The 26,392-nt window shown below is 44.3% G+C and carries 27 protein-coding genes; 23 read left to right on the top strand and 4 right to left on the bottom strand.

The features are described from left to right. The 3 genes from E2L07_RS21050 to E2L07_RS11695 form a co-directional block, all read left to right on the top strand. Positions 1-188: hypothetical protein (locus E2L07_RS21050; RefSeq protein WP_208402044.1), on the top strand; the 188-nt coding region annotated here is incomplete at its 5' end. Next, positions 158-268 (top strand): hypothetical protein, encoded by a 111-nt coding sequence (locus tag E2L07_RS21655; protein ID WP_338121498.1) that lies wholly within the window; start codon positions 158-160, stop codon positions 266-268. The genes E2L07_RS21050 and E2L07_RS21655, both read left to right, overlap by 31 nt. 118 nt (positions 269-386) lie before the next feature. Then, the gene (locus E2L07_RS11695; RefSeq protein ID WP_010898743.1) at positions 387-1,616 is read left to right on the top strand and encodes an MFS transporter; all 1,230 of its coding nucleotides are present in this window, start codon (positions 387-389) and stop codon (positions 1,614-1,616) included. A 106-nt stretch (positions 1,617-1,722) separates the two neighbouring features. Here E2L07_RS11695 and E2L07_RS11690 read toward each other — a convergent pair whose 3' ends face one another. After that, on the bottom strand, positions 1,723-2,112 hold the full coding sequence (locus tag E2L07_RS11690; protein WP_134229637.1) for a DUF7147 family protein: 390 nt from the start codon (positions 2,110-2,112) through the stop codon (positions 1,723-1,725). Positions 2,113-2,496: 384 nt separating this feature from the next. Between E2L07_RS11690 and rsmD the strand changes: the two genes are divergently transcribed. After that, positions 2,497-3,066 carry a 16S rRNA (guanine(966)-N(2))-methyltransferase RsmD gene (rsmD, locus tag E2L07_RS11685; RefSeq protein ID WP_010898741.1) on the top strand — a complete coding sequence of 190 codons (570 nt, stop codon included), beginning with the start codon at positions 2,497-2,499 and terminating at the stop codon, positions 3,064-3,066. Then, on the top strand, positions 3,063-3,560 hold the full coding sequence (gene coaD / locus E2L07_RS11680; protein WP_010898740.1) for a pantetheine-phosphate adenylyltransferase: 498 nt from the start codon (positions 3,063-3,065) through the stop codon (positions 3,558-3,560). Before rsmD ends, coaD begins: the two co-directional genes overlap by 4 nt. A gap of 68 nt (positions 3,561-3,628) precedes the next feature. Here the strand turns inward: coaD and ylbJ are convergent, their stop codons facing one another. After that, complete coding sequence (ylbJ, locus tag E2L07_RS11675) at positions 3,629-4,864, bottom strand: sporulation integral membrane protein YlbJ (protein WP_010898739.1); 1,236 nt, start codon at positions 4,862-4,864, stop codon at positions 3,629-3,631. 116 nt (positions 4,865-4,980) lie between these two features. Here ylbJ and E2L07_RS11670 point away from each other — a divergent pair, with 116 nt between their 5' ends. Then, the gene (locus E2L07_RS11670; protein WP_010898738.1) at positions 4,981-5,808 is read left to right on the top strand and encodes a patatin-like phospholipase family protein; all 828 of its coding nucleotides are present in this window, start codon (positions 4,981-4,983) and stop codon (positions 5,806-5,808) included. After that, entirely contained in the window at positions 5,786-6,835 is a 1,050-nt protein-coding gene (locus E2L07_RS11665) for a SepM family pheromone-processing serine protease (RefSeq protein WP_010898737.1), read from the top strand. The genes E2L07_RS11670 and E2L07_RS11665 overlap by 23 nt, the downstream gene beginning before the upstream one ends. A 103-nt stretch (positions 6,836-6,938) precedes the next feature. Here the strand turns inward: E2L07_RS11665 and E2L07_RS11660 are convergent, their stop codons facing one another. Beyond that, the gene (locus E2L07_RS11660; protein WP_134229636.1) at positions 6,939-8,189 is read right to left on the bottom strand and encodes a nucleotidyltransferase; all 1,251 of its coding nucleotides are present in this window, start codon (positions 8,187-8,189) and stop codon (positions 6,939-6,941) included. A gap of 199 nt (positions 8,190-8,388) precedes the next feature. Between E2L07_RS11660 and E2L07_RS11655 the strand changes: the two genes are divergently transcribed. The 4 genes from E2L07_RS11655 (at position 8,389) to E2L07_RS11640 (ending at position 10,839) form a co-directional block, all read left to right on the top strand. Further along, positions 8,389-8,898: a YceD family protein gene (locus E2L07_RS11655; protein ID WP_134229638.1), complete on the top strand. Its 510-nt coding sequence runs from the start codon at positions 8,389-8,391 to the stop codon at positions 8,896-8,898. Positions 8,899-8,978: 80 nt separating this feature from the next. Next, positions 8,979-9,152, top strand: coding sequence for a 50S ribosomal protein L32 (rpmF, locus tag E2L07_RS11650; protein ID WP_010898734.1), 174 nt, complete (start codon positions 8,979-8,981; stop codon positions 9,150-9,152). A gap of 115 nt (positions 9,153-9,267) precedes the next feature. Beyond that, the gene (locus E2L07_RS11645; protein WP_010898733.1) at positions 9,268-10,023 is read left to right on the top strand and encodes an enoyl-CoA hydratase/isomerase family protein; all 756 of its coding nucleotides are present in this window, start codon (positions 9,268-9,270) and stop codon (positions 10,021-10,023) included. Between the two features lie 174 nt (positions 10,024-10,197). Beyond that, the gene (locus tag E2L07_RS11640) at positions 10,198-10,839 is read left to right on the top strand and encodes an RsfA family transcriptional regulator (protein ID WP_010898732.1); all 642 of its coding nucleotides are present in this window, start codon (positions 10,198-10,200) and stop codon (positions 10,837-10,839) included. A gap of 35 nt (positions 10,840-10,874) precedes the next feature. Here the strand turns inward: E2L07_RS11640 and E2L07_RS11635 are convergent, their stop codons facing one another. Next, positions 10,875-11,384: an N-acetyltransferase gene (locus tag E2L07_RS11635; protein WP_134229635.1), complete on the bottom strand. Its 510-nt coding sequence runs from the start codon at positions 11,382-11,384 to the stop codon at positions 10,875-10,877. Positions 11,385-11,609: 225 nt separating this feature from the next. On the opposite strand from E2L07_RS11635, the gene E2L07_RS11630 reads away from it, so the two are divergent. From E2L07_RS11630 to murD, 12 genes are all read left to right on the top strand, one after another. Beyond that, the gene (locus E2L07_RS11630; RefSeq protein ID WP_166740065.1) at positions 11,610-12,536 is read left to right on the top strand and encodes a 2-dehydropantoate 2-reductase; all 927 of its coding nucleotides are present in this window, start codon (positions 11,610-11,612) and stop codon (positions 12,534-12,536) included. Further along, complete coding sequence (locus E2L07_RS11625) at positions 12,533-12,919, top strand: DUF3397 domain-containing protein (protein ID WP_053430897.1); 387 nt, start codon at positions 12,533-12,535, stop codon at positions 12,917-12,919. Before E2L07_RS11630 ends, E2L07_RS11625 begins: the two co-directional genes overlap by 4 nt. Positions 12,920-12,995: 76 nt before the next feature. Further along, positions 12,996-14,612 carry a bacillithiol biosynthesis cysteine-adding enzyme BshC gene (bshC, locus tag E2L07_RS11620; protein WP_053430898.1) on the top strand — a complete coding sequence of 539 codons (1,617 nt, stop codon included), beginning with the start codon at positions 12,996-12,998 and terminating at the stop codon, positions 14,610-14,612. A 154-nt stretch (positions 14,613-14,766) separates the two neighbouring features. Further along, complete coding sequence (mraZ, locus tag E2L07_RS11615) at positions 14,767-15,198, top strand: division/cell wall cluster transcriptional repressor MraZ (RefSeq protein ID WP_053430899.1); 432 nt, start codon at positions 14,767-14,769, stop codon at positions 15,196-15,198. Positions 15,199-15,227: 29 nt separating this feature from the next. Beyond that, positions 15,228-16,160, top strand: a complete 933-nt coding sequence (gene rsmH / locus E2L07_RS11610) for a 16S rRNA (cytosine(1402)-N(4))-methyltransferase RsmH (protein WP_010898726.1) — start codon at positions 15,228-15,230, stop codon at positions 16,158-16,160. Between the two features lie 47 nt (positions 16,161-16,207). Beyond that, positions 16,208-16,570 carry a cell division protein FtsL gene (gene ftsL, locus E2L07_RS11605; RefSeq protein WP_010898725.1) on the top strand — a complete coding sequence of 121 codons (363 nt, stop codon included), beginning with the start codon at positions 16,208-16,210 and terminating at the stop codon, positions 16,568-16,570. A gap of 62 nt (positions 16,571-16,632) precedes the next feature. Continuing rightward, the gene (locus tag E2L07_RS11600) at positions 16,633-18,804 is read left to right on the top strand and encodes a penicillin-binding protein (RefSeq protein ID WP_053430900.1); all 2,172 of its coding nucleotides are present in this window, start codon (positions 16,633-16,635) and stop codon (positions 18,802-18,804) included. 181 nt (positions 18,805-18,985) lie between these two features. Further along, a complete protein-coding gene (locus E2L07_RS11595; RefSeq protein WP_134229633.1) occupies positions 18,986-20,920 on the top strand; it encodes a stage V sporulation protein D in 1,935 nt (644 codons plus the stop codon). 287 nt (positions 20,921-21,207) lie between these two features. Next, on the top strand, positions 21,208-22,668 hold the full coding sequence (locus E2L07_RS11590) for a UDP-N-acetylmuramoyl-L-alanyl-D-glutamate--2,6-diaminopimelate ligase (RefSeq protein ID WP_134229632.1): 1,461 nt from the start codon (positions 21,208-21,210) through the stop codon (positions 22,666-22,668). Then, entirely contained in the window at positions 22,665-24,023 is a 1,359-nt protein-coding gene (locus E2L07_RS11585) for a UDP-N-acetylmuramoyl-tripeptide--D-alanyl-D-alanine ligase (RefSeq protein ID WP_053430903.1), read from the top strand. Before E2L07_RS11590 ends, E2L07_RS11585 begins: the two co-directional genes overlap by 4 nt. Before the next feature lie 7 nt (positions 24,024-24,030). Continuing rightward, positions 24,031-25,008: a phospho-N-acetylmuramoyl-pentapeptide-transferase gene (mraY, locus tag E2L07_RS11580; protein ID WP_053431954.1), complete on the top strand. Its 978-nt coding sequence runs from the start codon at positions 24,031-24,033 to the stop codon at positions 25,006-25,008. Next, positions 25,005-26,357 carry a UDP-N-acetylmuramoyl-L-alanine--D-glutamate ligase gene (gene murD, locus E2L07_RS11575; protein ID WP_134229631.1) on the top strand — a complete coding sequence of 451 codons (1,353 nt, stop codon included), beginning with the start codon at positions 25,005-25,007 and terminating at the stop codon, positions 26,355-26,357. Before mraY ends, murD begins: the two co-directional genes overlap by 4 nt. Positions 26,358-26,392 lie beyond the last annotated feature (35 nt).

Raw genomic sequence — 26,392 nt, 5'->3', positions numbered from 1 at the left:
TCAAGGACAAGCAGCTACCGCTGTGGCTCTGTGTTTCACCTAAAATAGAAGTTTTACCAAGTAAAATAAGCAGGGCTAACCTATCTACTAGAAACAGGGGTATTTACACAAAATTATTGACACACCCGGGAAAATTTCATTTGGCACTGAATGTAAAATGGAATTTAGATGCTCTTACAGTAAGATAAATGAAGTAAAAAGTTTAATTCATAGCATTCACCCATACGAAGAACCTATTATAAACGTAATCCCTTTATTGAACGAATAAAAAGTTCGAAAGCATTAATTGTTCCAGACAGAACGGATCCACTCTTTCACAAAGCGTATCTCTTGAATATTTCGTTTTTCGAAATATATAATATAAGAGGTAGTAAGGACGTGATCATATGAAAGGGTGGAAGCGTAACCTATATATTTTAGTTGTTTGTCAATTTTTAGTTGTAAGTGCAATGACGATGATCATCCCGTTTTTACCTCTTTATTTACAAGAGCTTGGCGTGACCGATCCGAGTGAGGTCAGCCTGTGGGCGGGGATCATTTTTGCTGCGAACTTTTTAACAGCTTTTTTATTTTCCCCCCTTTGGAGCAGGCTTGCTGATCGTTATGGACGGAAAATGATGATTTTACGGTCAGGCTTCGGGATGGCGCTGATTATCGGGTTAACGGGGTTTGCTCAAGGTCCCCTTTCTCTCCTTTGTCTTCGTTTATTAAACGGGGTCATTAGCGGCTTTATTCCAGCTTCCATTGGACTTGTTGCCACAAACACGCCGAAGGAAAAGGCTGGGTATGCCCTAGGGTTTCTTCAAGCGGGCGCTGTCTCAGGTGGGATTTGCGGACCGCTCATTGGAGGGATTATGGCTCAGGCTTTCGGGTATCGGATGATTTTCTTTCTTACAGGCCTGTGCATTTTCATTGCCGCGCTCGTTGTTTTACTGTTCGTCAATGAACAGTTTACCCCAAACCCGAAAGAAGAAAAAACGAACACATGGGGTGAGTTTAAGAAAATTACGGCGATACGGCCGATTTTCTCCCTCTATGTCGTCGTGTTTTTAATTCAGTTTGCTGTTATGGGGGTTAATCCCCTCATCTCGCTGTTTGTTGAAGAGTTGGTTTCTGGTGTGAATGTCGCTCTGTTTGCCGGACTAGCCATTTCAGCCACAGGGTTTGCGAACATGCTTTCTTCCATGCAATTAGGAAAATTAAGCGATAAGGCAGGGGCGCACCATGTCCTATTTTTCTGTTTACTCGGCACAGTGATCTTTATGATCCCGCAAGCCTTTGTTCAACAATTGTGGCAATTGATTGTTCTTCGCTTTTTTGTTGGCTTGTCGCTCGGTGGTTTACTGCCGGCTGCGAATGCCCTTGTCCGAATGCATGCCCCGAAAGGAATGGAAAGCCGAACATATGGATTTTCTACTAGCGCTCTTTATTTAGGGAATATGGTAGGACCGACGGTTGGAGGGGCAGTCGTGGCCACTGTTGGAATCCGCGGGCTTTTTCTCATTTCGGCTTTCACACTACTCTTGACGGTATGGATCGTAAAAGGAAAGGTCATGCCTGCTTCTGATAAGCAGTTCCGCTATGAACAAAACGAACGAAAAATCGCTTCCTCATGATGAGGAGGCGATTTTTTGTACTCCAAAATATGAATTTAGGTAGACTTTGTGATGAGCTAACCGTTTATCGAATATGAGATTAAATTTTCAATTTAGCAAGGGTACACTAGGAAAGTGGGGGGATAAAACGATTCATTCGCAACACGCCAATTAAATATTGGTAGTAAAGATCTTGTTCGTGAAAGTCAGTAGAGGGCTTCACCTCTAGGATGTGGAGCTCTAGATCAAGTGCTTTCAGGCATTCATCCACAAGCTCACAACGTTTATTCGAAATCTCCTCCGGGTGGGGGATTCCTTCACGGCAAAAGTAAATCGGCATGAATTTACTGTCGGCTATTGGATCTAAAACAACCCCAAATGACACAACACGGCGTTGAGCAATCGAAGTATCGAAACGAATCACTCGATGAATGCGATGTGCATTTGTTTTCGCTAATTCAAGTAGTTCATATATGTCTGAATAGCCCGTTCCTAACTCGATAAACCGTTGAATCATGTAACGTTTCCCCTTTCTATTCTCATCCTCTAAAAATGTAACACGTCCCGTAGTATGTGTCGAGTTGTGGAAATAAAAAAATCCCCGTAAGAATTGATCTTACGGGGTGCCCGTGATCATACGTTCTGTATGTACGAGGCTATGGGAGAGGAGAAACCGGAGGAAGAACTTATGGGGAAACGTAAGCCTTCTCCGCGGTTGTGCAACATTCATCGAATGCTGCTAGTCCTAGTATGACCATTCGCCATGAAGATATACGCATTTTTTCTTGTTTTTTTCTTATTGGATTATCTGACAAGCTTCGCAAAATTATGGTAGGATGAGAAAGGCGCGAACACATTTAAATAAGCCTTTTAAGCAACAGAATATAAAGGAGCTATTCATATGAGAGTGATCGCAGGTGAGCAAAAAGGATTGACGTTGAAAGCCGTGCCTGGGCATAAAACGAGGCCTACGACAGATAAAGTAAAAGAAGCCATTTTTAATATGATCGGACCTTTCTTCGATGGTGGGATTGGGCTCGATTTATATGGTGGTAGCGGGGGACTAGGGATAGAAGCGTTAAGTCGCGGAGTCGAACGAATGATTTTTGTCGACCAGCAAAAACGAGCGATTGAAACGATCAAACAGAATCTTTCCCACTGTGGTTTAGAAGGTCGTGCAGAAGTTTACCGCAATGATGCAAAGCGTGCGCTGCAAGTACTAACGAAGCGGGGCATTGTCTTTGCCTATGTATTTTTAGATCCACCTTATGCGAAGCAGACGATCAAAAATGATCTGGCGATTCTTGCAAACCATGGGCTTTTAGAAGAGGGCGGAGTGGTCGTCTGTGAGCATGACCGGGATACGATGCTACCTGATCAAATTGAGTATGCGGTCAAGCATAAAGAAGAAACCTATGGTGACACAATGATTACAATATATAAGTATGAGAAAGGTGGGAATCTGGAATGACATCGATTGCGGTATGCCCTGGGAGCTTTGATCCAGTCACATTAGGTCACCTTGATATTATTCAACGGGGCGCCAATGTGTTTGACGAGGTCATTGTCGCTGTATTACATAATCGAAACAAAGTGCCTCTCTTTTCGGTGGAGGAGCGACTTGAACTATTAAAAAAGGCGACGGAACATATTCCAAATGTTACGATTGATTCATTTAATGGCTTATTGATCGACTATGTAAAACAAAAACAAGCAAAGGCGATCATCCGTGGACTTCGAGCCGTATCCGATTTTGAATATGAAATGCAAGCCGCATCCATTAATAAAAAGCTAGGGCCTGATGTAGAAACGTTTTTTATGATGACGAGCAATCAATACTCCTATTTAAGCTCGAGTATCGTAAAAGAAGTAGCAAAATATGAAGCAGACGTGTCGGATATCGTTCCACCGGTTGTTGCGGAGGCACTGAAAGCGAAATTTTCTTCGAGCCCTCGGAACAAGTAGATTTGTGAGTGACGCCCACCCTTTTCATCGAGGTGGGCGATTTTTTCGAACCTTCCTTAATCCTTTCGTTAAGGCTCGGCTCGCTCAAGTCCTCTCTTAGCCATAAGAAATATAAAAATGATAAGCATGATGAGGGTAAACAGCGATCCATACATATGGAGCCAATGCCACAACGTTGTACCAAGGCCAGATGAACCATTTGATAAAAAAGCAGGGATGACACTAGAAATGTTACCTCTGGAAGAATTTTCAGTATACACATACGGCCATAGGATGACAGAAATAATCGCTGCAAAAAAGCCGTGAAAAATGCGAGCGACAAAAAACGGTTTAAACCGGATGTCGGTTTCTGCTAAAATGCTCGCGACTTGGGCTTGAACAGAAAAACCGCAAAAAGCTAAAAAGAAGCTTGTCACAACCACTTGTTGAAACAAAGTGGCTTCGGTTACTTGGCTCGCAAGCTGGGCGCCGAGTGTGATTTCAAACAAGCCAGAAATAAGCGGGATGCTTAATTCGTTGGGCAGCTGAAAAAAAGAAAGTATAATAGAGAATAGCACCGCCAGAAAGTCGGTAAAACCGATCAACGTGAGGATTCGGTTCAGCACAGAAAACAAAATGATAAAGCCCCCCACCATTAACAGCGTACGGACGGATGACTGAACAGCATCTCCAAGAAGTTTTCCGAGCGGGCGCCCGTCTTTTTTACGCTCTTCGTAAATAATAGACATTGCATGGTTAAGTGACCGGTCTTGTGGTTTACGCTGTTGCCGAAGAAAACGCTCCTCCTCTGATCCATGAAAACGCATGAGAATGCCGACGCAAATATTGCCAAGATAATGGGAGAGGGCGAGCAGAAGACCGAGGGCTGCATTTTGAAAAAAACCGACGGCGATTGCACCAAAAATAAATAACGGGTTGGAAGAGTTGGTGAACGAGACGAGACGCTCCGCTTCAATCTTCGTCAATTTCTTTTCCTGTCGCATCCTTGCCGTTAGCTTTGCGCCGGCGGGATATCCAGATGCAAGTCCCATGGCCCAGACAAAGCCTCCTACACCAGGAACGCGAAAGATCGGGCGCATGAGTGGCTCAAGAAAGGTTCCGAGTAAACTAACCACACCGAAGCCGATCAACAGCTCGGACACAATAAAAAAAGGAAGCAGGGATGGAAAGACGACATCCCACCACATGGTAAGCCCTCTGGTTGAGGCTTCGAGTGCTTCTTTTGGAAAAATCATTAAGGAGGCTGCTAAGCAAGTAATCATGACAGCGATGAGAAACGTTCGAATTTTGGCGATTTCAGTCATAACATCCTCCTTGGACAGCAAAAAGATTCTCACTTAAATATACGTATACAAGCTTCATTTAGACCATATCAATGAAGAACGTAATGCGATTCCTTGGCAGAAGAGGAGCTGATAATGTGGGAAAAGTCCATCGACCAAAAATTGGATTGGCTTTAGGGTCAGGTGGAGCTCGTGGGTATGCACATATCGGTGTGTTGAAAGTATTAGAACAGGAAAAGATACCGATAGACTATCTCGCCGGTAGTAGTATGGGAGCCCTTGTGGCCTCTTTGTACGGAGCCGGTCATCCAACGGAACATCTGATTCGTTTTGCCAATCTGTTTAAACGAAAATATTATTTGGATTTTACGGTCCCGAAAATGGGGTTTATCGCTGGCCATCGCGTGGAGGAGCTTATCCGTGTCCTTGCAAAAAAGAAGCGAGTGGAAGAGTTAGACCCACCTGTGCGAATTGTAGCGGCTGATTTGCTTAAAGGCGAGCGGGTTATTTTGCAAGAAGGGGACGTTGCAGAAGCTGTGCGGGCAAGCATTGCGATTCCCGGTATTTTTGTTCCGAAAAACATAAACGACCGACTGCTCATTGACGGCGGCGTTATTGACCGTGTACCTGTCTCTGTCGTCAAGGAGATGGGGGCCGATCTAACGATTGCAGTAGATTTGACCATTTTTCGCGAGGAGCTAGAGATTCGTTCCGTTTACGATGTCATTTTGCAAACGATGGATATGATGTCGAAGGAGCTCGTTCGCGTCCAAGAAATTGATTGCACTGTTATGATTAGGCCGATGAATGATCGCTATCGCTCGTTATCGAGTTCGATCGACTTTGAAGCGGTAAACGATTTAATTCTGCTAGGGGAACGAGCGGCGATAGCGAAAATTCCAGAAATTAAAGATGCAATCGCTACGTGGAAGGAGACCCATTATGAGACAGACGAAAAAGCGTAAATTTCAAAAACGGTGGATCATCCTCATTGCGATCCTTGCCTTTATTCACTTCTTTCAACTGCCTTATTATTATTCAGAACCTGGAGAAGGAAAAGTGCTCAGCGAAGTGATTAATGTTGAAGGGGGACATGAGGAAGATGGCACCTTTATGTTGACAACAGTGCGAATGGGTAAGGCGAACCCTATTTTTTATTTTTGGGCTCAGTTCAGTGAGTATCGGGAGTTGTATCCAGAAGAGCAAATTCGCCATGAGGGAGAAACAGACGAAGAATATCACCATCGTCAGTTGATGTTGATGGATCATTCGAAAGTAACGGCGAAAATCGTTGCCTATGAACATGCAAACCGGCCGGTTGACTATACATATCACGGGGTCCTTGTGACACAAGTGATTGACGGGATGCCAGCAGCAGAAAAGCTAAAAGCTGGAGATCATATTATTGCGGTTGATGACGAGCCTGTCTTAGAAGCAGATGAACTTCTCGAAAAACTCCAAGGAAGAACGGAAGGGGAGACGGTGAAGCTAACGGTCAAACGAGAAGAGGGAGAGCCGTTCGATGTGATCCTCACCTTTGAACCTTTCCCTGAGCACTTGCAAGTAGAAGACGGACGAGTAGGAGTAGGAATCAGTTATCCTGTAACCGATCGAGATGTCATTTTCGATCCAGAAGTGACCATTGATTCTAGTGAAATTGGCGGTCCTTCTGCCGGGCTCATGTTCTCACTGGAAATATACAATCAATTACAGGAAGAGGATTTAACAAAGGGGTATCACATTGCTGGGACTGGCTCGATCAATGAAGAAGGTGAGGTAGGCCGGATTGGCGGTGTGAAACAAAAAATCGTCGCGGCCCATAAGGCGGGAGCGGATTATTTTCTAGCCCCAAATGAACATGGCGCAGAACAATCAAATTACAAAGAAGCCTTAGAAGCTGCTGAAGATATTGGAACCGAGATGAAAATCATTCCGATTGACACGTTTGAGGAAGCGCTTCAGTTTTTGCAAAGCTTAGAACCGCGCGTTTAATTCGTAGGAAACAGTCAAAACCATCCCACCGTATGTTAGGATTCGGGATGGTTTCTTTCCTTTGACAATCGAGTTGAGATGATGAGATTTCTGAAGGGATCGACTACGCTTCTTTTTTTGGTTCAGGCTTGTGATCGATTCGAATCGGCGTGCGATGGAACTCCTCTTTTAGACGTTTTTGTTGTAAGCTTGGTGGAAACGAGGCATAATAACTAAATGCCGCGCGCAAATCTAGGTTCATCATCCTGTCGTCAACTTTTGCAGGTCGTGTAATGACGGGGGTCGTCAGCTGCTTTTTTTTCCCGTTTAAATACATTTGCCCACGAGACGTCATGCCGAGCAAACGAATGTACGGGAGAGACTCTGTCCCTCGAGGTAAAACCGAGTGAATCTCTTCTTTTGTTGTATTTGTAAAAAGGTGGGTAGCATACCGCTGGATTCTTGTCCACGTGTAACGTTTTGTTTTCATCTTTGTCATCCAGTCGTGAAAAGAAGTAGCCGAGACAATCGTTTTAAGCGCTCGGTATTCAAGGCCTTCTTCTCCTTCATAAATAGCATGTAGCTGTTCAGGTGTGGCGGTGAGCAACCGATACTTTAACAAAGGAAATAGTCGCTCCCAGGATGGGAGGAAGGTTGTTTCTTTTTCAAACGATTTCAGCATCTCTGTCGTATACGAAGGGACCACTCGATCAACCATCTGCCATCCCTCTTTTGTTTTAAGCGATTTTCGAATGCTCGTTGCACTAGCGATGGAGCTTTCGTTAAGTGAATCGTCATGGTAGCCTGCTTTGATTCTTGGGATGGTCATGGCTTTAATGGAAGTATGTAAGTCGTAGATCGCTTTCACATAATGGAAGCCAAGAATGTTGTTTGGTCGGCTTAAATCCAAATGTTCAGCAGATCCTTCAAGTCGCTTGAACGCTAGGCTTGTGGCAGTTGGATAGCTCATTCCTTTATCTAGCTCTTCTTTGATCATTCGATCCCATGCCGCACGATGCTTGGCCATAAAGTGGTAGAGTCGGTGAAACGGTTCGATCGTTCCTTCTTCACTGCCGAAGCAAAGAGCGTCTGCCTCAAGCGCTGCTAAAATGGAAACAGCACCTGTGGCAAACCATTCGGCCTTTTGTGTGGAAAAGGCATATGGGAGCTCCACGACAAGATCAGCACCACCTTGTAGCGCAAGGGAGGTGCGTTCCCATTTCGGCAAAATAGCAGGTTCTCCGCGCTGTAAAAAATATCCGCTCATAACCGCAATGACAACATCGGCCTTTGCCTGTTTGCGGGCTTCCGTCAAATGATGCAAATGACCGTTATGAAATGGGTTGTATTCGACAACGACACCGACGGCTTTCATAGGCGCCTCCTTTTTGACAATTTTATTTTGTTGCATCCCCCTTTACGACAGTGGGAGGAAAGTGCTACAATGACTTTCAATTATCACGTTTGTCCAATGATGTCTTTTTCATTATAGACAAGTCAGTGTAAAGAAAAAAGGTTGACAAACAAAATAGGTAAGACTATAATTACTCTTGTTGCCTTGAGGTGATCACATGTTGAAATGGAACATGCAACAGCTTCGCGCGGCGAAGCATCGTCAATTTTCTTTTGATGAGACGGTAAACCTTGATCGTCTAAAGGAAGTAAACGAAGAAATTCGTTCAGTCTCCCCTGTTCAGGTTCGTGGTGAAGCAATCTTTACAGGTAACGTCGTTCGTTTCCCGTTACATATTACAGGAACGTTGATCTTGCCATGCTCTCGAACCCTTGCAGATGTGGAGTTCCCATTTGATTTAACAGTGGAAGAGCAATTTACTGAATCTGATTATGTCGCAGCAAGCGATGAAGACATTCATTTAATTGAGGGAGAAACGGTAGACCTACTACCGTTTGTCGAGGAACATATTCTCCTTGAGATGCCGATGCAAGTTTTTGCTGAAGATGGCGAGCAAGGTGAGGCCCCTCCTCAAGGAAAAGGGTGGGAGCTGATCACAGAGCCAGAGGCACAGGAGAAAAAAGTGGACCCGCGGCTCGCAGATTTGGCAAAGTTTTTTGATAAGCAGTAGGGATGAAGAAGGAATGAGGCTACCTCATCCCCTTTCATTTCATACATGTTGTTTTTAAGTCCGGTAAGGAGGTGGGAATGATGGCAGTACCTTTCAGAAGAACGTCAAAAACACGTAAAAGAAAGCGTCGTACTCACTACAAGTTAGCTGTACCTGGTATGGTTAAATGCCCAGAATGTGGTGAAATGAAACTTGCTCACCGCGTATGTAAAGAGTGTGGCTCTTATAAAGGCCAAGATGTTTTAAGTAAATAATGGAAGAAATTCTGGTAAAAAACTCGCCTGAAGAAAGGCGGGTTTTTTGCTTATTCAGTAATTTTATAAAGGGAAGTCGGCTTGAGTGTTGAACTTGTCATAAGGAGGGAATAAGATGAGCAAAGTGTTATACATACAAGATCATGATGTGACATGGATTCAATTTAATCGACCAGAAAAGCGAAATGCGATAGATGAAGAGACGATGGATCAGTTTGCCGAGGCTTTGGCACAAGCAAAAGGTGATCAAAGTAAGGTGATCATTGTGACAGGTGCAGGGGAAAAAGCATTTTGTGCGGGTGGGGATCTTTCCTCTTTTCACAAATTGAAAACGGAATCGGAAGCAAAGGCGATGCTAGCAAAAATGGCGAAGATCCTTCTAGATGTTTATTATTGTCCAAAGTTAACAGTGGCAGCATTGAACGGGGCTGCAGTCGGTGGGGGATGTGAAATTGCAGCGGCCTGTGACATTCGCTTGGCTGCACCTCACAGCAAATTTGGATTTATTCAAGGAACGTTAGGGATTACGACCGGATGGGGGGGCACCTCATTTTTAATGACGCGGGTTCAGCCTCATGTAAGTCTTGAAATGACAATGACTGGGAAGGTGTACTCGTCTGACGTAGGAGAAAATCTTGGATTTATCCAAAAGGTTATCCAAAAGATCCCTTTTCGTGAAGGAGTGAAAGAATGGCTTGGTCTATACACAGTACTCGACCAGGAGGTGCTTATAGCTTATAAGGAGCGTCACCTTGACAGAATCTCTAGGAAAGAGCTGATATGGCGAATCGAGCGGGAAGTAGCAAAGTGCGCACAGTTGTGGGAGCGCGATGCCCACCATGAAGCAGTCGATGCTTTTTTGAGGATGTAACGATTTCTTGATAATGGATTACTAGTCTTTTTCATCCCTCCTCTTCTAATCTTTATCTGATCATGAATAGCTTATGGTTTTTAAGGACATAATCTTCTACTAGAAGAAAGTCTATCTTTTCTAGTAAGGGCATAAGTATTAGAAGAAGCTGAAAAATAAGAGGAGGGATTGCCATTGTCAGCTAATCGTCAAGATGCATGGACAAATGATGAAGACCTTATACTAGCGGAAGTTGTACTCCGGCATATTCGAGAAGGTAGTACGCAGTTAGCCGCTTTTGAGGAAGTGGGGGAGCGGTTGTCCCGAACAGCTGCAGCATGCGGCTTTCGTTGGAATTCAGCCATTCGAAAAAAGTATGAGGCTGCTATCGCTCTTGCGAAAAAGCAGCGAAAGCATTCGAAGCAAGTGAAGAAGGAAGTATCAGAGCCTGTCGAAACAGTAGAGGTGGCGATGGAGGTTGAAGCGAAACCTCAAAAACGACAGCAGAATCAAGTGGAAGTAGTAGAGGAGCAACAAGTTTCCTCTCAAGTAGACGAGAACGGCGGTTCCATCACGATGGAGAAAGTGATCGCCTTTTTGAAAAACCAGCAAACTCTACTTGGGCAAGATCAACGACTTCAGAAAGAAAAGCAACAGCTTCTCGATGAAAATGAAACGTTACGAAAAGAGAACGCAAGGCTTGAAAAGGAAATAAAGAAGATGCGTCAAGAGAAAATGACGATCGCTGAAGACTACCAGACGTTAATTTCCATTATGGATCGAGCCCGGAAGCTTTCCCTTGTCGGTCAAGAGAACGAACAGGCAATGGAAAAATAAAAAGCGAGCGGGCGTTGCTCCCGTTCGCTTTTCTTTTAATTTTCAAGGGTTTCCGCAGATCCTTCGTCTTCAGAGAGTTGTTCTTTTACTCCTTCTGGATACCAAACGTATGGACTTTCTCCACGGTCTCGATCCGTTTGGTATGTGACAGGCTCAAAGCCCATTTTCGTCCAAAATTCGTTTGAGCGTTGTCTGGCATTTGTTTTCACAGGTAAATTGAAGCTTTTCGCGAAATCAACAAGGGCGCGGCCAAATCCTTTCCCCCGGTATGGCTCAAGCACTTCTAGCTTCCATAGCTCTAAATAATCTTGAGGTGGTTCAAAATAACGGTCATACTTGCCGTCGATTCGATAAAGGCTCATGCGTGCAACGAGCTTACCACCAAAGTAAATCCCATAAAACGGAGATTCGCTATCGTTTTCAATAATATTCGCTTCGAGATCATCCTTCATCGAAAGTTCAGCAGCGCCGAACTCACGAAAGTTTCGGAACTCTTCAAGTGTTTTGTAATTGACAAGTAAGCGCTTAACTTCAATTTGTTGCATGACTTATTCCTCCTTTGACATAACTTCTCTCCATGTGTACGTTCAAAAAGATGGATGTTAAACATCTGTAAAGGATTACAATTCTATTTTACTATAAAAGCTCAGTTCAATTAACAATTTTCGTTGCAATAAAAAAAGTTTTACTATTCTCACAACTAAATCAACTAGTCCAATTCTTGTTCGTATGGTAAAATCTTGACCAAATAGGAAAAAAGGATGATACATATGGAGAAGCCGAGAGTAGCGGTCATTGGTTCTGGTTCGATAGGTCTCTTGCTATATGCCTATCTAAAGCTTGCAAATTGGCCAGCTCTCCTCGTAACGAATCGCCCGGAACAAGCTGATCATTTAAATAAAGAAGGGTTAACATTCGTTGCAAAATCAGGAGAACATCAGCCTATTTCCGTGACAGCAACTCCTTTGTCTTCTTTCTCTGCAGAAGAGGCAGAGGTAGGGTTTATCACGGTAAAAAGCTTTGCAGTTAAAGCACTGTTACCACAACTCCAGAGGAAGAAGTGGGACGGTCTTGTTTTTTTTCAAAACGGTATGACCCATTTAGAAATCTTGCGCCAAATACCTGCTCGAGCTATTTGCTGCGGAATTGTCGAAATTGGTGCGAAACGAGAGAGCGATGTGAGGGTACAGCATACGGGAGACGGAACGATATGGATCGGTGATATGGTAGGAGATAGCAAGAATTTCGACCCGATGTGGGCTTGTTTGCATAACGTGGGACTTAAGGCTCAGAAAGTAACAAATTGGCGAGATAAAATGGAAAGAAAACTGATTGCCAATGCAGCAATAAATCCTTTAACTGGGTTATTTCGAGTCAAAAATGGGGCGCTTATTGAAAATCAGCTATTTTCGTTATTGTTGAAAGAGCTTGTGAAGGAAGCGTGTGTAACATTAGGGAGGGAAAGGGAAGTAGACGAACACCTTGCTTATACGCGGGCCATTTGTGATAAAACAGCAAATAACCTGTCCTCCATGTACATGGATTTGACTCATCATAGAAGAACTGAAATTGAGAGTATTACAGGATATCTTATAAAGGAAGCAGCTAAGAAAGGAATTGAAATCCCTAACACATCGTTTGTCTATCATGCGGTGATGGGAATGGATGAAGAGGGAAGGAAGGTGAGGATGGGTTGACAAATGCGCTCGTTTGGCTCGTGGCTACTGTGATTACAGTGCCCTTCATCGGATGGTATTTGGTTTATATTGTTGTTGTAAAATGGACGAAGAACAAGCGTCGATCTGTTCGGCTGGCATCTGATTTCTCTACACTACTGTTTATGTTAGGTGTCTATTTTATTCTAAAGTCGATGTGGACAAATATGTCTATTTGGATCATTCTTGCCGTGTTCTTTCTGATCGCAATGTTTTTTACATACATGCATTATAAGGTCGCAGAGGATATATACATTAGAAAGTTAGCGAGAGGAATTTGGCGATTGAACTTTCTGTTCTTCTTTATTCTTTACTTTCTTTTAAGTGGAGTCGGCCTTGTGGTGAACATTATGAAATTCTACTAAGCGTAATAGTTTGTGTGAAGAATGAATTTTGCTATAATTCAAGGCGTATCCTGGCGAGAAAGGACGTCTGTAAATTATGATTGTTGAGGAATTAAAGCTTCTCCCTTCATCTAAAGCTGCTAAAGATTATTTGAATAATCAGAACGACATGTTATCCTTTTTTGATTATAACATTCATCAACCGACTGTTTTTCAGCAACGCCTTAGTGACTTACAGGGGCAACCCTACGACCGCGATGCATTATCTAAAGCACTTCTGTCGTATCAAAAACGATTTGTTTTTCATGATAAAGCTGCTCAGCAAGTAGAAAAGTTGAAAGATCCCCGCTCCGTTGTCGTCATCGGTGGCCAACAGGCCGGCCTGTTAACAGGCCCCCTTTATACGATTTATAAAGCTGTGACCATTGTTTTGCTTGCAAGGGAACAAGAGCGAGCATTAGGCGTCCCAGTGGTTCCGGTGTTTTGGATCGCTGGAGAGGATCATGATCTTGATGAAATCAACGCTGTTCCCATTGAAAAAAACGGGAGATGGCGGTTACACAGAATTGAGGAAAAACGGAAGCGGATCGCAAGTGAAGCAGGCTTAAACAAAGAGACACTCGCCAAATGGTTAGCAACTGTATTTCGCTCCTTACCAGAAACAGAGCATACGCTCCCGTTGTATGAGCGTGTCAAAACGTTAGCTGGCAGATCGAATACATACACGGATTTTTTTGCCGAGCTCCTTCTCTATTTGTTTAGAGACGAAGGGCTTGTCGTTTTTGACTCAGGGGACCCGTCTTTTCGGACCTTGGAGAAATCCTGTTTTCACATGCTGATCCAAAAAACGAAAAACGTCCAAGGATCCTTTGCTCATCAAGTGAAAAAGCTTGAACAAGCTGGTTATGGAAGACCGATCATAACCGAAGAAACAAATGCTCATTTGTTTTATGTCGAGGAAGGGATTCGCTACCGTATCGATTATACTGGAGAAAATTATGAACTCAATGGAAAAAATCAAACGTTCTCTAGAGAAGAGTTGCTTGAGCACCTAACCCTTCACCCCGAGCGCTTTAGCAACAATGTTGTCACAAGGCCGGTCATGCAAGATGCGTTGTTCCCTGTCCTTGCCTTTGTGGCAGGCCCTGGAGAAATTTCGTATTGGGCAACGTTGAAACGAGTGTTTCATGAATGTGGGATGAAGATGTCTCCAGTTGTCCCCCGCATTTCGGCAACATGCGTGCCGTCTGCTGTACAAAAATGGTTTGCTGAAAAACAGTATTCATATGAAAAAGCGATCGCACACGGATTAGAAAAGGAGAAAGAAGGATGGCTAGAAGAACAAACCCCGTGGCCGATTGATCAAGTGGTGGAGGAAGCGATTACTCAAATCCGCCATAGTCATAAACCTATAAAAGACCTAGCGGAACAGATCGGAGAAACACCTGGTAAATTAGCGAATAAAAACTGGTCTATTATTGAGAGTCAACTTCGGTTTATGGAGCGCCGAATGAAGCGGCACGTTCGGGAACGATTTGAACATGAGCTATCTAAGTTTGATGAAGCAGAAAGGTGGCTCAAACCTAATGGTTTATTACAAGAACGTCATGATCATGTGATCCAATTGTTAAATATCGTAGGTGATGACTTCATCCCTAGGCTCATTTCCATGAATATCAACAAAATGGGCGTCCATTACCTCGTAAAACTGTAAATATTCGTCTAAGATCCCTGTCGAAAGAAAGGGAAGAAAAAATCCTGCCATTTGTGCAGGATTTTTTTGTTAGGAAAAGAATCAAAAATAATAGTGGTGAAAAGTGGGGGGATGTGGTAGATTAAAGGTAGAAAGTGGGGGGAGCTGGAGTCTCATGTTCATGGGGGAATATCGCCACAATGTGGATGAAAAAGGACGGATGATTATCCCTGCGAAGTTTCGTGATGAATTAGGCGAGACATTCGTTGTAACCCGTGGGCTGGACCGTTGCTTGTTTGTGTACCCTCAAGTGGAATGGAAAAAGCTCGAAGAATCACTTAAAAACCTCCCATTTACGAAAAAAGACGCCCGTGCTTTTACCCGTTTCTTTTTCTCGGGGGCTACGGAATGTGAACTAGACAAACAGGGAAGAGTAAATATTGCCTCCCCATTGCGTGAATTTGCCCAGTTGAAAAAAGAATGTGTCGTCATCGGTGTTTCTAACCGAGTGGAGATTTGGAGCAAAGAGCTTTGGGAAGAGTACTTTGCAGAGTCCGAAGAATCATTTAGTGAGATTGCTGAAAACATCGTTGATTTTGATTTGTAAACGGTCGGGACGTAAAAGGAGCTCGAATCATGTTCGAACATGTTACCGTATTAAAAAACGAATCTGTTATAGGGTTAAATATTAAGCCTGATGGCATCTATGTGGACTGCACACTAGGTGGGGCAGGGCACTCTCAGGAAATTGTTAAACAATTAACGGGAGGCGGCCATTTATATGCGTTCGATCAAGACCAATATGCTCTTTCGCATGCAAAAGAAACGCTTAGCCCTTATCGTGGTTCATTCACGTTAATCGAAAGTAATTTTCGTTATATGAGAGAAAAATTAGAGGAACTTGGTGTTCACCACGTCGACGGGGTTCTTTTCGATCTCGGTGTTTCCTCCCCTCAACTTGATGAGGATGAAAGAGGATTTAGTTATCATCGAGATGCTCCACTGGATATGAGAATGAATCGCTCACAGTCATTATCTGCTTATGAGGTTGTGAATCAATGGGATTTCATTGAGTTAATGAAGATCATTTCCCGTTATGGTGAGGAGCGGTTTGCCAAACAGATTGCTCGGAAAATAGAGCAATCTAGGGAAAAAAAGCCGATTCGAACGACAGGTGAATTAGTTGACATTATTAAGGAGGCCATTCCTGCGCCTGCTAGACGGACGGGGGGGCATCCGGCTAAACGAACTTTCCAGGCGATTCGAATTGCAGTAAATGATGAACTTGGAGCATTTGAAGAGGCGTTGGAAGCAGCCATTGACCTGACGGCTCCAAAGGGCAGGATTTGTGTCATTACATTTCATTCATTAGAGGATCGTATTTGCAAAGAAATGTTTCGCGAGGCTAGTAAGGGACCGGATGTTCCTCCTGGTTTGCCTGTCATTCCTGAGGAGTACAAAGCAACATTGAAGCTTATTACGAAAAAGCCGATCGTTCCGACTGCCGAAGAAATTGAACTGAACAATCGAGCACGATCAGCGAAGTTACGAATCGCTGAGAAACAATAGACAGGACACCTACTAAACAACATAAAGAAAAAAGGGGAGGTTGAACTATGCAAAACGTAGCAAGATCGATTGAACATGTCCGCCGACAACCGGGACAAGCTCCGCAACAACCTGCGCCAAGGCCGAGAAGGCAAAGAGGGAAAATTACAAAAGGGGAAAAAATGTTACTAGGAATGCTAACGGTCGCGTTTTTACTGTTCATCGGTTTTTCGGTACATAATTATGCCACCATGTACTCTGTCAATCGAGAGATTCATGAACTTGAACAGACGGTTGCAGCTCAAGAGCAAATTAATGATGGTCTTTCATTGCAAGTTGTTGAACTGAGCAGTCCGGAACGTATCCTGAAAATTGCGAAAAGCCTTGGAATGAAATTAGAGGATGAGAATGTGAAGGTCGTTCAAAACTAGTTCTCCCGAGGAACTAGTTTTTTCGCGTAGTAACGAACGTGTCTGGCGGAGGTGCATGTAGTATGGACATTAAACGAGCAGCGACGAATAAACGTGCAGTGCTCATGCTAGTCTTGTTTATCGTCGTATTCTCTGTTTTAATTGCAAGGTTCTTATATTTACAAATCGAAAAAGAAGTAAAAGGCTACTCTCTTCAAGCAATTGCAGAGGCAAGGTGGACAAGTTCTGAGGTTCTTCATGGGAAAAGAGGCACGATTAGGGATCGAAATGGCGATGCTCTGGCAGAAGAAGTCACGTCTTATTCTGTATATGCCGTTCTTGATAATTCTCACCAACCGGCAGTAGAAGATCCGGAGCGGACCGCTCAATTGTTGGCAGAACATATCAATATGTCAGAAGAGCGCTTATTAGAATTGCTTACACGGGATGTCTACCAAGTCGAGCTAGGTGCTGGGGCAAGGAACTTAACACAAGAGCAGCGAGATAAGATTGCCGATTTAGATCTGCCAGGCATTTATTTCACAGAAGAACCGAGACGATATTATCCGAAGCATACATATGCTTCCCACCTCATCGGTTACACAGACCGAGACATGGGGGAATCACGTATGGGTCTTGAGCGAAGCCTGGATGAATATCTTCGTGGAGAGGATGGAGAGATTCGGTTTAAGAAGGACGGCCAAGGAATTCCTCTCCCGCGCCCGAGTGAGCAAATTGAACCGGCAAAAACAGGAAATGATGTCTACTTGACTTTAGATTCCAATATTCAGACGGCATTAGATCAAGTCATGACACAGGTGGAGGAAGAATATAAACCTGAGCGAATCATTGCGATCGTCGCTGACCCGAAAACAGGTCAAATTTTAGCGATGAGCAATCGGCCAACCTTTAATCCGAATGAATATGAGCAAATTACAAACTACATGAACTACGCTGTATCAGATCGATATGAACCTGGTTCTACGATGAAGGTGTTTACCCTAGCGGCAGCTTTAGAGGAAGGGGTACTAAACGTTAATGAACAGTATCAATCTGGTACGTATACGATTAGAAATGATACGAACCCGCCGATTCGCGACCATAACCAAGGGCGCGGGTGGGGGACGATTTCATACCTAGAAGCGATGCAGCGCTCATCAAATGTTGGGTTTTCAAAAATTGCCTTGGAGAAGCTGGGTCCTGAAAAACTTTACGAATACTTAGATGAATTTGGTTTCGGTGAACCAACAGGTATTGATCTACCGAATGAAGCAGCGAGCGTCTATGCGAAAGGGTCGCTACGGGATGCGGCATCCACAGCATTTGGACAAGGGACAGCTGTGACGCCGATTCAACAAATTCAGGCCATGACGGCGATTGCAAACGATGGGAAGATGATGAAGCCTTATGTCGTTGATCGAATTGTAGACTCTGAAACAGGAAAGGTCATTGCAGAGAAGGAACCGGAAGTGGTAGGAGAGCCCATTTCTAAAGAAACGGCAAAGGAAGTACGAGACATTTTGGAAACGGTCGTTACCTCGTCATCAGGAACGGGTCGTCCATTTTATTTAGAAGGATTCGATGTGGCTGGAAAGACAGGAACAGCCCAAGTAAGAAATCCAGACGGTCCTGGTTATTTAAATGGTCATGGACAGAATATCTTTTCTTTTATTGGGGTGGCGCCAAAAGATGATCCGAGTGTGATCGTCTATGTGGCCGTTGATCGTCCGTCGCTAAACACGAACCAAGTAGGATCGGAGCCAGTGGCGAAAATCTTTAATACGATTATGAACCACAGCCTCCAATACTTGAACATTTCTCCTTCAGTAGAGGAGCTAAAGGATGAGGAAGAAGAAGGTTATGAGCTAGCCGACTTTATAGGTGAATCAGCACGATCGGCACGGGAAGAGCTTGAACAAGCAGGAATGAAAGTATACGTTTTAGGTGAAGGAGACACAGTGGAAGGACAGCAACCGTATTCAGGACATACACTGCTAGAAGGGGAGCGAGTCATTCTTCGAACAGAAAGTGAATCGTACACTCTTCCGTCCATGATCGGATGGTCGCTACGTGATGTGTTGAAAGTTGCGAATGTCCTTGATGTGAATGTGAACCTTTTTGGTCAAGGATTTGTCGTCGGTCAAAGCATTGAAGAAGGAGATACAATTACACCTGGAGACTATATGGTCGTTGAGCTAGCTTCGCCAACCCGTCAAGAAACAAAGACTGGCGAGAAAGAAGAAGACGAAGAGTAAGAAAAGCGTATAACGATTCGCATAAACAACTCCCTATTCGAATAAGTTGAAACAAGCCTACTTCTTGGAGGGGGTCGATGGTTGATTGATCGGCCCTCTTCAATTCCGCTATCAAAATGTTCCTAGGATGGTAGGAAAGGAAAGCGGGCTTTCGCAGAATTGAACCGGGGAGGTACTTGCTGTGCGAGTGTCAAATGTCACTGTCCGAAGACGTCTCATCTTCGTTCTTTTGGTTGGATTAGCAGCCTTTCTTATTATTATGCTACGACTCGGGTACGTTCAATTTGCCTTGGGTGATTGGTTAACAGGTCAAGCACAAGACTCATGGAGTAGGGATGTGCCATTTGAAGCGAAACGAGGAGAGATCACCGATCGAAACGACGTTGTCTTGGCGACAAATGTTAGTGCACCATCCATTCTCGTCGTTCCTCGTCAAGTGAAAGATCCAACGGAGACGGCTGAGAAGTTAGCCAATGTTTTGCAAATGGACAGGCAAAAAGCGTATGAATTAATTACAAAAAGAGAGTCAATCGTTCGGTTGAATCCAGAAGGACGTAAAATCTCAAAAGACAAGGCCAATGAGGTACGGAAGCTCAGGCTTCCTGGTGTTTACATTGCCGAAGACAGCAAGCGTCATTACCCGTTTGGAAGCTATTTGTCCCACGTTCTTGGGTTTGCTGGTATTGATAACCAAGGACTCACGGGATTGGAGCTTTATTATGATGAGCAGCTAAAGGGAGAGAAAGGACATGTTTCCTTTTTTTCCGACGCCAAAGGCCAACGGTTACCTAATTTGGCTGACGAATATACTGCTCCTATCAACGGCTTAAATTTACGATTGACGATTGACAGCAGGGTTCAAACGATTATTGAACGAGAGCTGGATATTGCTGAAGCTACCTATTCCCCTGATGGCGCGATCGCAATTGCGATGAACCCCAATACTGGAGAAATTTTAGGGATGAGCAGTCGGCCACATTATAACCCTGAAAACTTCCGAGAGGTTCCCCCTGAAGTATACAACCAAAACAAGCCGATTTGGATGCAATATGAGCCAGGCTCTACTTTTAAAATTATTACACTTGCGGCTGCGCTCGAAGAAAACGAGGTCGACCTTACGAACGATAGGTTCCATGATCCAGGGTTTATTGAGGTGGCAGGACACCGTCTCCGATGCTGGAAAAAAGGAGGCCACGGGAGCCAAACCTTTTTAGAAGTCGTAGAGAATTCATGCAACCCAGGCTTTGTCGTTCTAGGGGAACGTCTTGGAAAGGATCGGCTGTTTGATTACATTGAAGCGTTTGGCTTTGGTCAGAAAACGGGCATTGACCTACAAGGTGAAGCGAAAGGAATTATTTTTAACCGGGATCGGATTGGCCCCCTCGAGCAAGCAACGACAGCCTTCGGTCAAGGGGTGTCGGTTACGCCCATACAGCAAGTAGCAGCTGTCTCTGCGGCAGTGAACGGCGGTTATTTGTACGAACCTTACGTAGCAAAGGACTGGGTTGATCCATATACAGGAGAAGTCGTCGAGTCAAGTGCCCCGAAAATGAGGCGACAAATTATCTCAGAAGAGACGTCAAAAGAAGTTCGCTATGCATTAGAAAGTGTTGTTGCACGTGGAACGGGACAAGGTGCGTTTGTGGACGGATATCGAGTGGGAGGGAAAACCGGTACGGCACAGAAAGCGAAAGATGGACGATACTTAGAGAACAATCATATTGTCTCGTTTATCGGGTTCGCTCCAGCAGATGACCCGCAAATTGTTGTATACGTTGCAATCGATAACCCGAAAGATACGGTCCAGTTCGGTGGTGTTGTCGCTGCGCCAATTGTTGGAAAGATTATTGGCGATAGTTTGCAAGCACTTGGTATTGAAAAGCGAGAAAATCAGATTGAAAAAGAGCCGAAATGGAACGACGAACCTTTAGTCGAAGTTCCTGATTTGGTCGGCCGAACGAAGAGAGACCTTCATGAATCGTATTATGAACTTAAAATTGATGCAGATGGTAAAGGGGATGTTGTCGTCGCTCAAGCACCAGAGCCAGGGACGAAAGTGGCGGTTGGATCGACGATACGGCTTTACATGGATGACGACACAGAGCCTACAGATTAAAATAAAAGAGATACGTTTTAACAAAGAAGGGAAAAGGAGAGAATGACGGATAGCCGCTTTCTCTTCTCCTTCTATTTTTTCACGAGAACGTACATGCGTTTATTTACTTCAGCCAAATAAAAAGGGCTGGCTCCTGCGGATGAATTTGATGCTGAGCGACAATTTTCCTTGACGACATTTCAGTTTACATAAAATTAGGTCTTTACAATAGATGGGTGGATACGTAAGATTGATGTGGCGCTCATTTTTAAGTTTAAATAAAAGCCAATATTGTGAGGTAATGATGTATGGTAAAATTAGTTTCCTTACTGGATTCCTTGTATGGATATAAAATGATACATGAGGGAAATCCAGACATTCATTCAATACATATGGATTCACGTGAAGTTGTAGAAGGTGGGCTGTTTTTCTGCATCAAAGGGTATACGGTTGATGGTCATGATTACGCCCAGCAAGCAGTAAGCAACGGAGCAGTTGCGGTCGTTAGTGAGAGACCGCTTGAACTTTCCGTTCCTGTTGTTGTCGTCAGAGATTCACGTCGAGCGATGGCTCAAGTGGCGACAAAGTTTTACGGTGAACCGACAAATGATCTGCAGCTCATCGGTGTTACAGGAACGAATGGTAAAACTACGATTACCCATTTGATTGAAAAAATAATGCAGGATCAAGGGAAGATGACAGGGCTCATAGGAACGATGTACACGAAAATCGGTCATGAGCTCAGGGAGACGAAAAACACAACACCAGAGTCCCTCGTGTTGCAACGAACATTTGCTGACATGAAAAAGTCTGGAGTGACGACGGCGATGATGGAAGTTTCCTCCCATGCCCTTCAATCGGGACGAGTGCGTGGCTGTGATTTTGATGTGGCCGTCTTCTCCAATTTAACCCCTGATCACTTAGACTACCATGGAACGATGGAGCGGTATAAATTTGCCAAGGGGTTACTCTTTGCCCAACTCGGCAATACGTACCGAGGAAAAGTAGCTGTCTTAAACGCGGACGATCCAGCCTCTGCTGATTTCGCTGAGATGACGATCGCTCAAGTCGTTACTTATGGTATTGAGAACGAAGCCGATTTCCAGGCGGAAAATGTTCGAATTACCTCCACTGGAACGACATTTGAGCTTGCTGCTTTCGACGAGCGCATGGAGATATCGATTCATCTAATCGGAAAATTTAGTGTATACAATGTTTTAGCAGCCGCTGCCGCCGCTTATGTGAGCGGTGTTCCATTACAGGAGATAAAGAAGAGTTTAGAGGAAGTCAAAGGAGTAGCGGGACGATTCGAAACGGTGAAGCATGATCAACCTTTTACGGTCATTGTCGACTATGCTCATACGCCTGATAGTCTCGAAAATGTACTGAAGACGGTTGGCGAATTGGCGAAAGGAGACGTGCGGGTCGTTGTAGGCTGCGGTGGCGACAGAGATAAGACCAAGCGTCCGGTCATGGCGGAAATTGCCACAACCTTTGCGGATCAAGCGATTTTCACATCAGATAATCCTCGCAGTGAAGAGCCGATGGATATTTTGCGTGATATGGAGCAGGGGGCCAAAGGTGATTCCTATCTTATGATTGAAGACCGAAAAGAAGCGATCTTTAAAGCGATTGAATTGGCGAAAGAAGACGATATTATCGTGATTGCAGGAAAAGGACATGAATCGTATCAGCAGTTCCGTGATCGAACGATTGATTTCGACGATCGGATCGTAGCTCAACAAGCGATTAAGGAGCGATGGACATGAGTATATCAACACAGCTTTTAAAAGGGATCATTACGAAAAACAACCCATCTGCTCCACTCTCGTTTACCGGGGTATCGACCGACACACGCACGATTCAAGAAGGGAACCTTTTTGTTCCGCTTATCGGTGAGAGATTTGATGGTCATGATTATGTGGAACAAGCGCTATCTAAGGGAGCACAAGCTTCACTTTGGGCTACTTCTGTTCCGGTACCTGAGTCATTAAAAAATGAGGATCGCCTTTTGTTCGTAAATGATACCCTATTTGCGCTACAAGCGATGGCGAAAGCTTATTTGCGGCAAACAGAACCAACAGTTGTAGCCGTAACGGGAAGCAATGGGAAAACGACAGTGAAAGACTTACTCTATGCGACTCTTGCTCCGTTAGGCTCTATTTATAAAACGCAAGGGAATTACAATAATCATATCGGGCTGCCGTTAACGGTGCTTTCCATGCCAGCTAATTGTCAAACACTCATTTTAGAAATGGGGATGAGCGGGTTAGGGGAAATTGAACTGTTAAGTAAACTAGCAACCCCGGATATTGCTGTCGTAACGAACATAGGAGAATCTCACCTTGAACAGCTAGGGAGCCGCGAGAACATTGCAAAAGCAAAAATGGAAATTGCCCTCGGCTTAAAGCCAACAGGTGTCCTATTTCTCGACGGTGATGAACCGTTGCTTTCTCCTTATGTGAAAGAAGGCGTGCAAACGGTTGGATTCTCTTCGGAAAATAAAATCGTGATTCACGATCTAGAAGCTCGTGAAGATGGCTATTCGTTCACCATTGATGATCATTCTTATGACATCAAACTGATTGGTGAGCATAATGTTAAGAATGCAGCATACGCTGTCAGCGTAGCACTACACCTCGGACTTTCACCGGAGCAAGTCGCTAGATCATTAGAGAGTGTAGCAATTTCAAAGATGCGGCTTGAAAAGGTCGAAGGTCAAAAGGGAGCCCTTCTTTTAAATGACGCCTATAATGCTAGTCCGACTTCAATGAAAGCAGCGATCAAGACGTTAAAGGCATATCCGAACTATGAAAAGAAGGTTGCTGTTTTAGGAGATATTTACGAGCTAGGAATAGATGAAGAAGCATTGCATCGCTCGGTTGCCGATGAAATAACAGAGCCGATAACGACCGCGGTCCTTGTTGGGGAAAAAGGTCAGTGGATAGCGGATGAGATGAAGCGAAGAGGGAGCAATATTCCTTTCGTTTCGTTTGTTGAGAAAGAGGAAGCGACGGACTATATTGAAGGTTTATTAGATGGAAAAACAGTCGTTTTATTCAAAGCCTCTCGGGGATTGGAATTGGAATCGATTGTAGATAAATTGAAACGGGAGGAGGGATAACCAAATGATGCTAGAACGTGTCTTACTTTTAACCCTTATTCTGTCCTTTGTGATTACGGTCATTTTGTCACCTATCTTTATCCCGTTTTTACGCAGGCTTAAGTTTGGGCAAAGCATTCGTGAAGAAGGACCAAAATCACATCAAAAAAAGAGCGGGACGCCGACGATGGGGGGTTTAATGATCCTTCTATCCATCCTCGTGTCATCCTTGTTCGTCTCGTTTCAATTTCTATCTTTATCAATGGACGTCTTGCTTTTACTATTAGTGACAATCGGCTTCGGTGTTCTCGGATTTATTGATGACTTTATTAAAGTGGTCATGAAAAGAAACTTAGGGCTTACATCTAAGCAAAAATTGATCGGACAACTGGTTGTCGCTGTCCTGTTTTATTTAGGCCTAAGAAACATGGGTCTCTCTACAGAGGTGACGATTCCAGCGACGTCCCTTTCGATTGATTTCGGGTGGTTTTATTTACCTCTCGTGATCGTCATGCTTGTTGGTGCATCCAATGCGGTCAATTTAACAGATGGCCTTGATGGATTAGTAGCAGGGACTGGTGCGATCGCATTCGGTGCATTTGCGATCATTGCTTGGGCCACTAACTATTTTGAAGTGGCGATCTTCTCTGCCGCTGTTGTTGGCGCCGTACTCGGCTTTCTTGTGTTCAACTCCCACCCGGCTAAAGTGTTTATGGGAGATACAGGTTCCCTCGCACTTGGGGGTGCCATTGCGGCCATTGCGATTATGGCGAAGCAGGAAATCTTGTTAATCATTATTGGCGGGGTATTTGTCATTGAAACACTTTCCGTCATCATTCAAGTCATTTCTTTTAAGACGAGAGGAAAGCGGATTTTTAAAATGAGCCCGCTCCACCATCACTATGAGCTTTCAGGTTGGTCTGAATGGCGCGTCGTCGTTACGTTTTGGACGGTCGGTCTCCTATTTGCTATGCTCGCGATCTATTTAGAGGTGTGGATAACATGAAACATACAGAACAATTTCATCAAAAACATATTTTAGTATTAGGTTTGGCAAAAAGCGGAGAGGCCGCGGCCCGTCTCCTCCATGATTTAGGCGCGATTGTCACCGTAAATGACCAAAAACCGTTGGCGGATAACCCTCAAGCGCAAAAGCTGCAAAAGGAAGGGATTCACGTCGTATGTGGAGAACACCCAACCTCTCTTCTTGATGGAAAAGAATTAGTCGTAAAAAACCCAGGGATTCGCTATGATAATCCGATTGTTGAGGAAGCGATCAAACGGGGGATCTCCGTCGTGACCGAGGTCGAGCTCGCATCTAAGGTGAGTGAAGCTGAGATCATCGCAATTACAGGGTCTAATGGGAAGACGACGACGACGTCCTTAGTTGTGGAGATGCTGAAGGGAAGTGCCCGAGAGCCGAAAGTAGCAGGAAACATTGGGGTCGTGGCTTCCGATGTAGCTAGGGAAGCAACGGCGGATGATGTGATCGTCATGGAAGTGTCCAGCTTCCAATTGATGGGGACGAGCCATTTCCGTCCTAAAGTGGCGATCCTCTTAAATATTTTTGACGCCCATCTCGATTATCACGGCTCGAAAGAAAACTATGTGGCGGCCAAAAAGAAAATTGTTGAAAACATGAAAGAGGAAGACTACTTTGTCTACAACGCAGATGATCCGCTAGTCTCCAAGGTTGCCGCTGAAACAAAGGCAACACCTATTCCTTTTTCACGGTCCACCGTCGTCAAAAGCGGAGCCTATGTTGATGGGGAAACCTATATGTTTAGAGGGGAAAAGATTGTGGAAAAAGGCGATGTCGTATTGCCAGGAGACCACAATGTGGACAACGTATTAGCTGCTATGTCGGCTGCCTTGCTCATGGGTGCGACAAAGGAACAAATTCATCATGTATTGTCCACGTTTTCTGGTGTGGAACACCGCCTGCAATTTGTTGGGACAGCTTTTGAGAGGAAATGGTATAACGATTCGAAAGCGACAAACATTCTCTCCACTACAGCGGCGATTCAATCCTTTACTGACCCTATTGTATTGCTAGCAGGCGGGTTGGATCGAGGAAACTCATTTGATGACTTAATTCCAGCACTACAAAAGGTGAAAGCGGTCGTGCTTTTTGGAGAAACAAAGCATAAATTAGCACAAGCAGCTATGGAAGCTGGCGTTGAGACGATCGTGGAGGCTGAGCGGGTAGAAGATGCAGTACGTAAGGCATTAGACGTATCTGCGAATGGGGATGTCATCCTTTTATCGCCTGCATGTGCGAGCTGGGATCAATACCGTACGTTTGAAGAGCGCGGTGAGGCGTTTGTGACTTCGATCGAGGGATTACAAGAATAGGATAATAAAGGACATGTTCGGTTTGTCTGGCGCAT

Origin of the sequence: Halalkalibacterium halodurans, from assembly GCF_004376175.1 — a bacterium.
Taxonomy (GTDB): Bacteria; Bacillota; Bacilli; order Bacillales; family Bacillaceae_D; genus Halalkalibacterium; species Halalkalibacterium halodurans.
The sequence above is the reverse complement of the archived record's forward strand: the minus strand, read 5'-3'. Positions and strand labels throughout refer to the sequence as shown.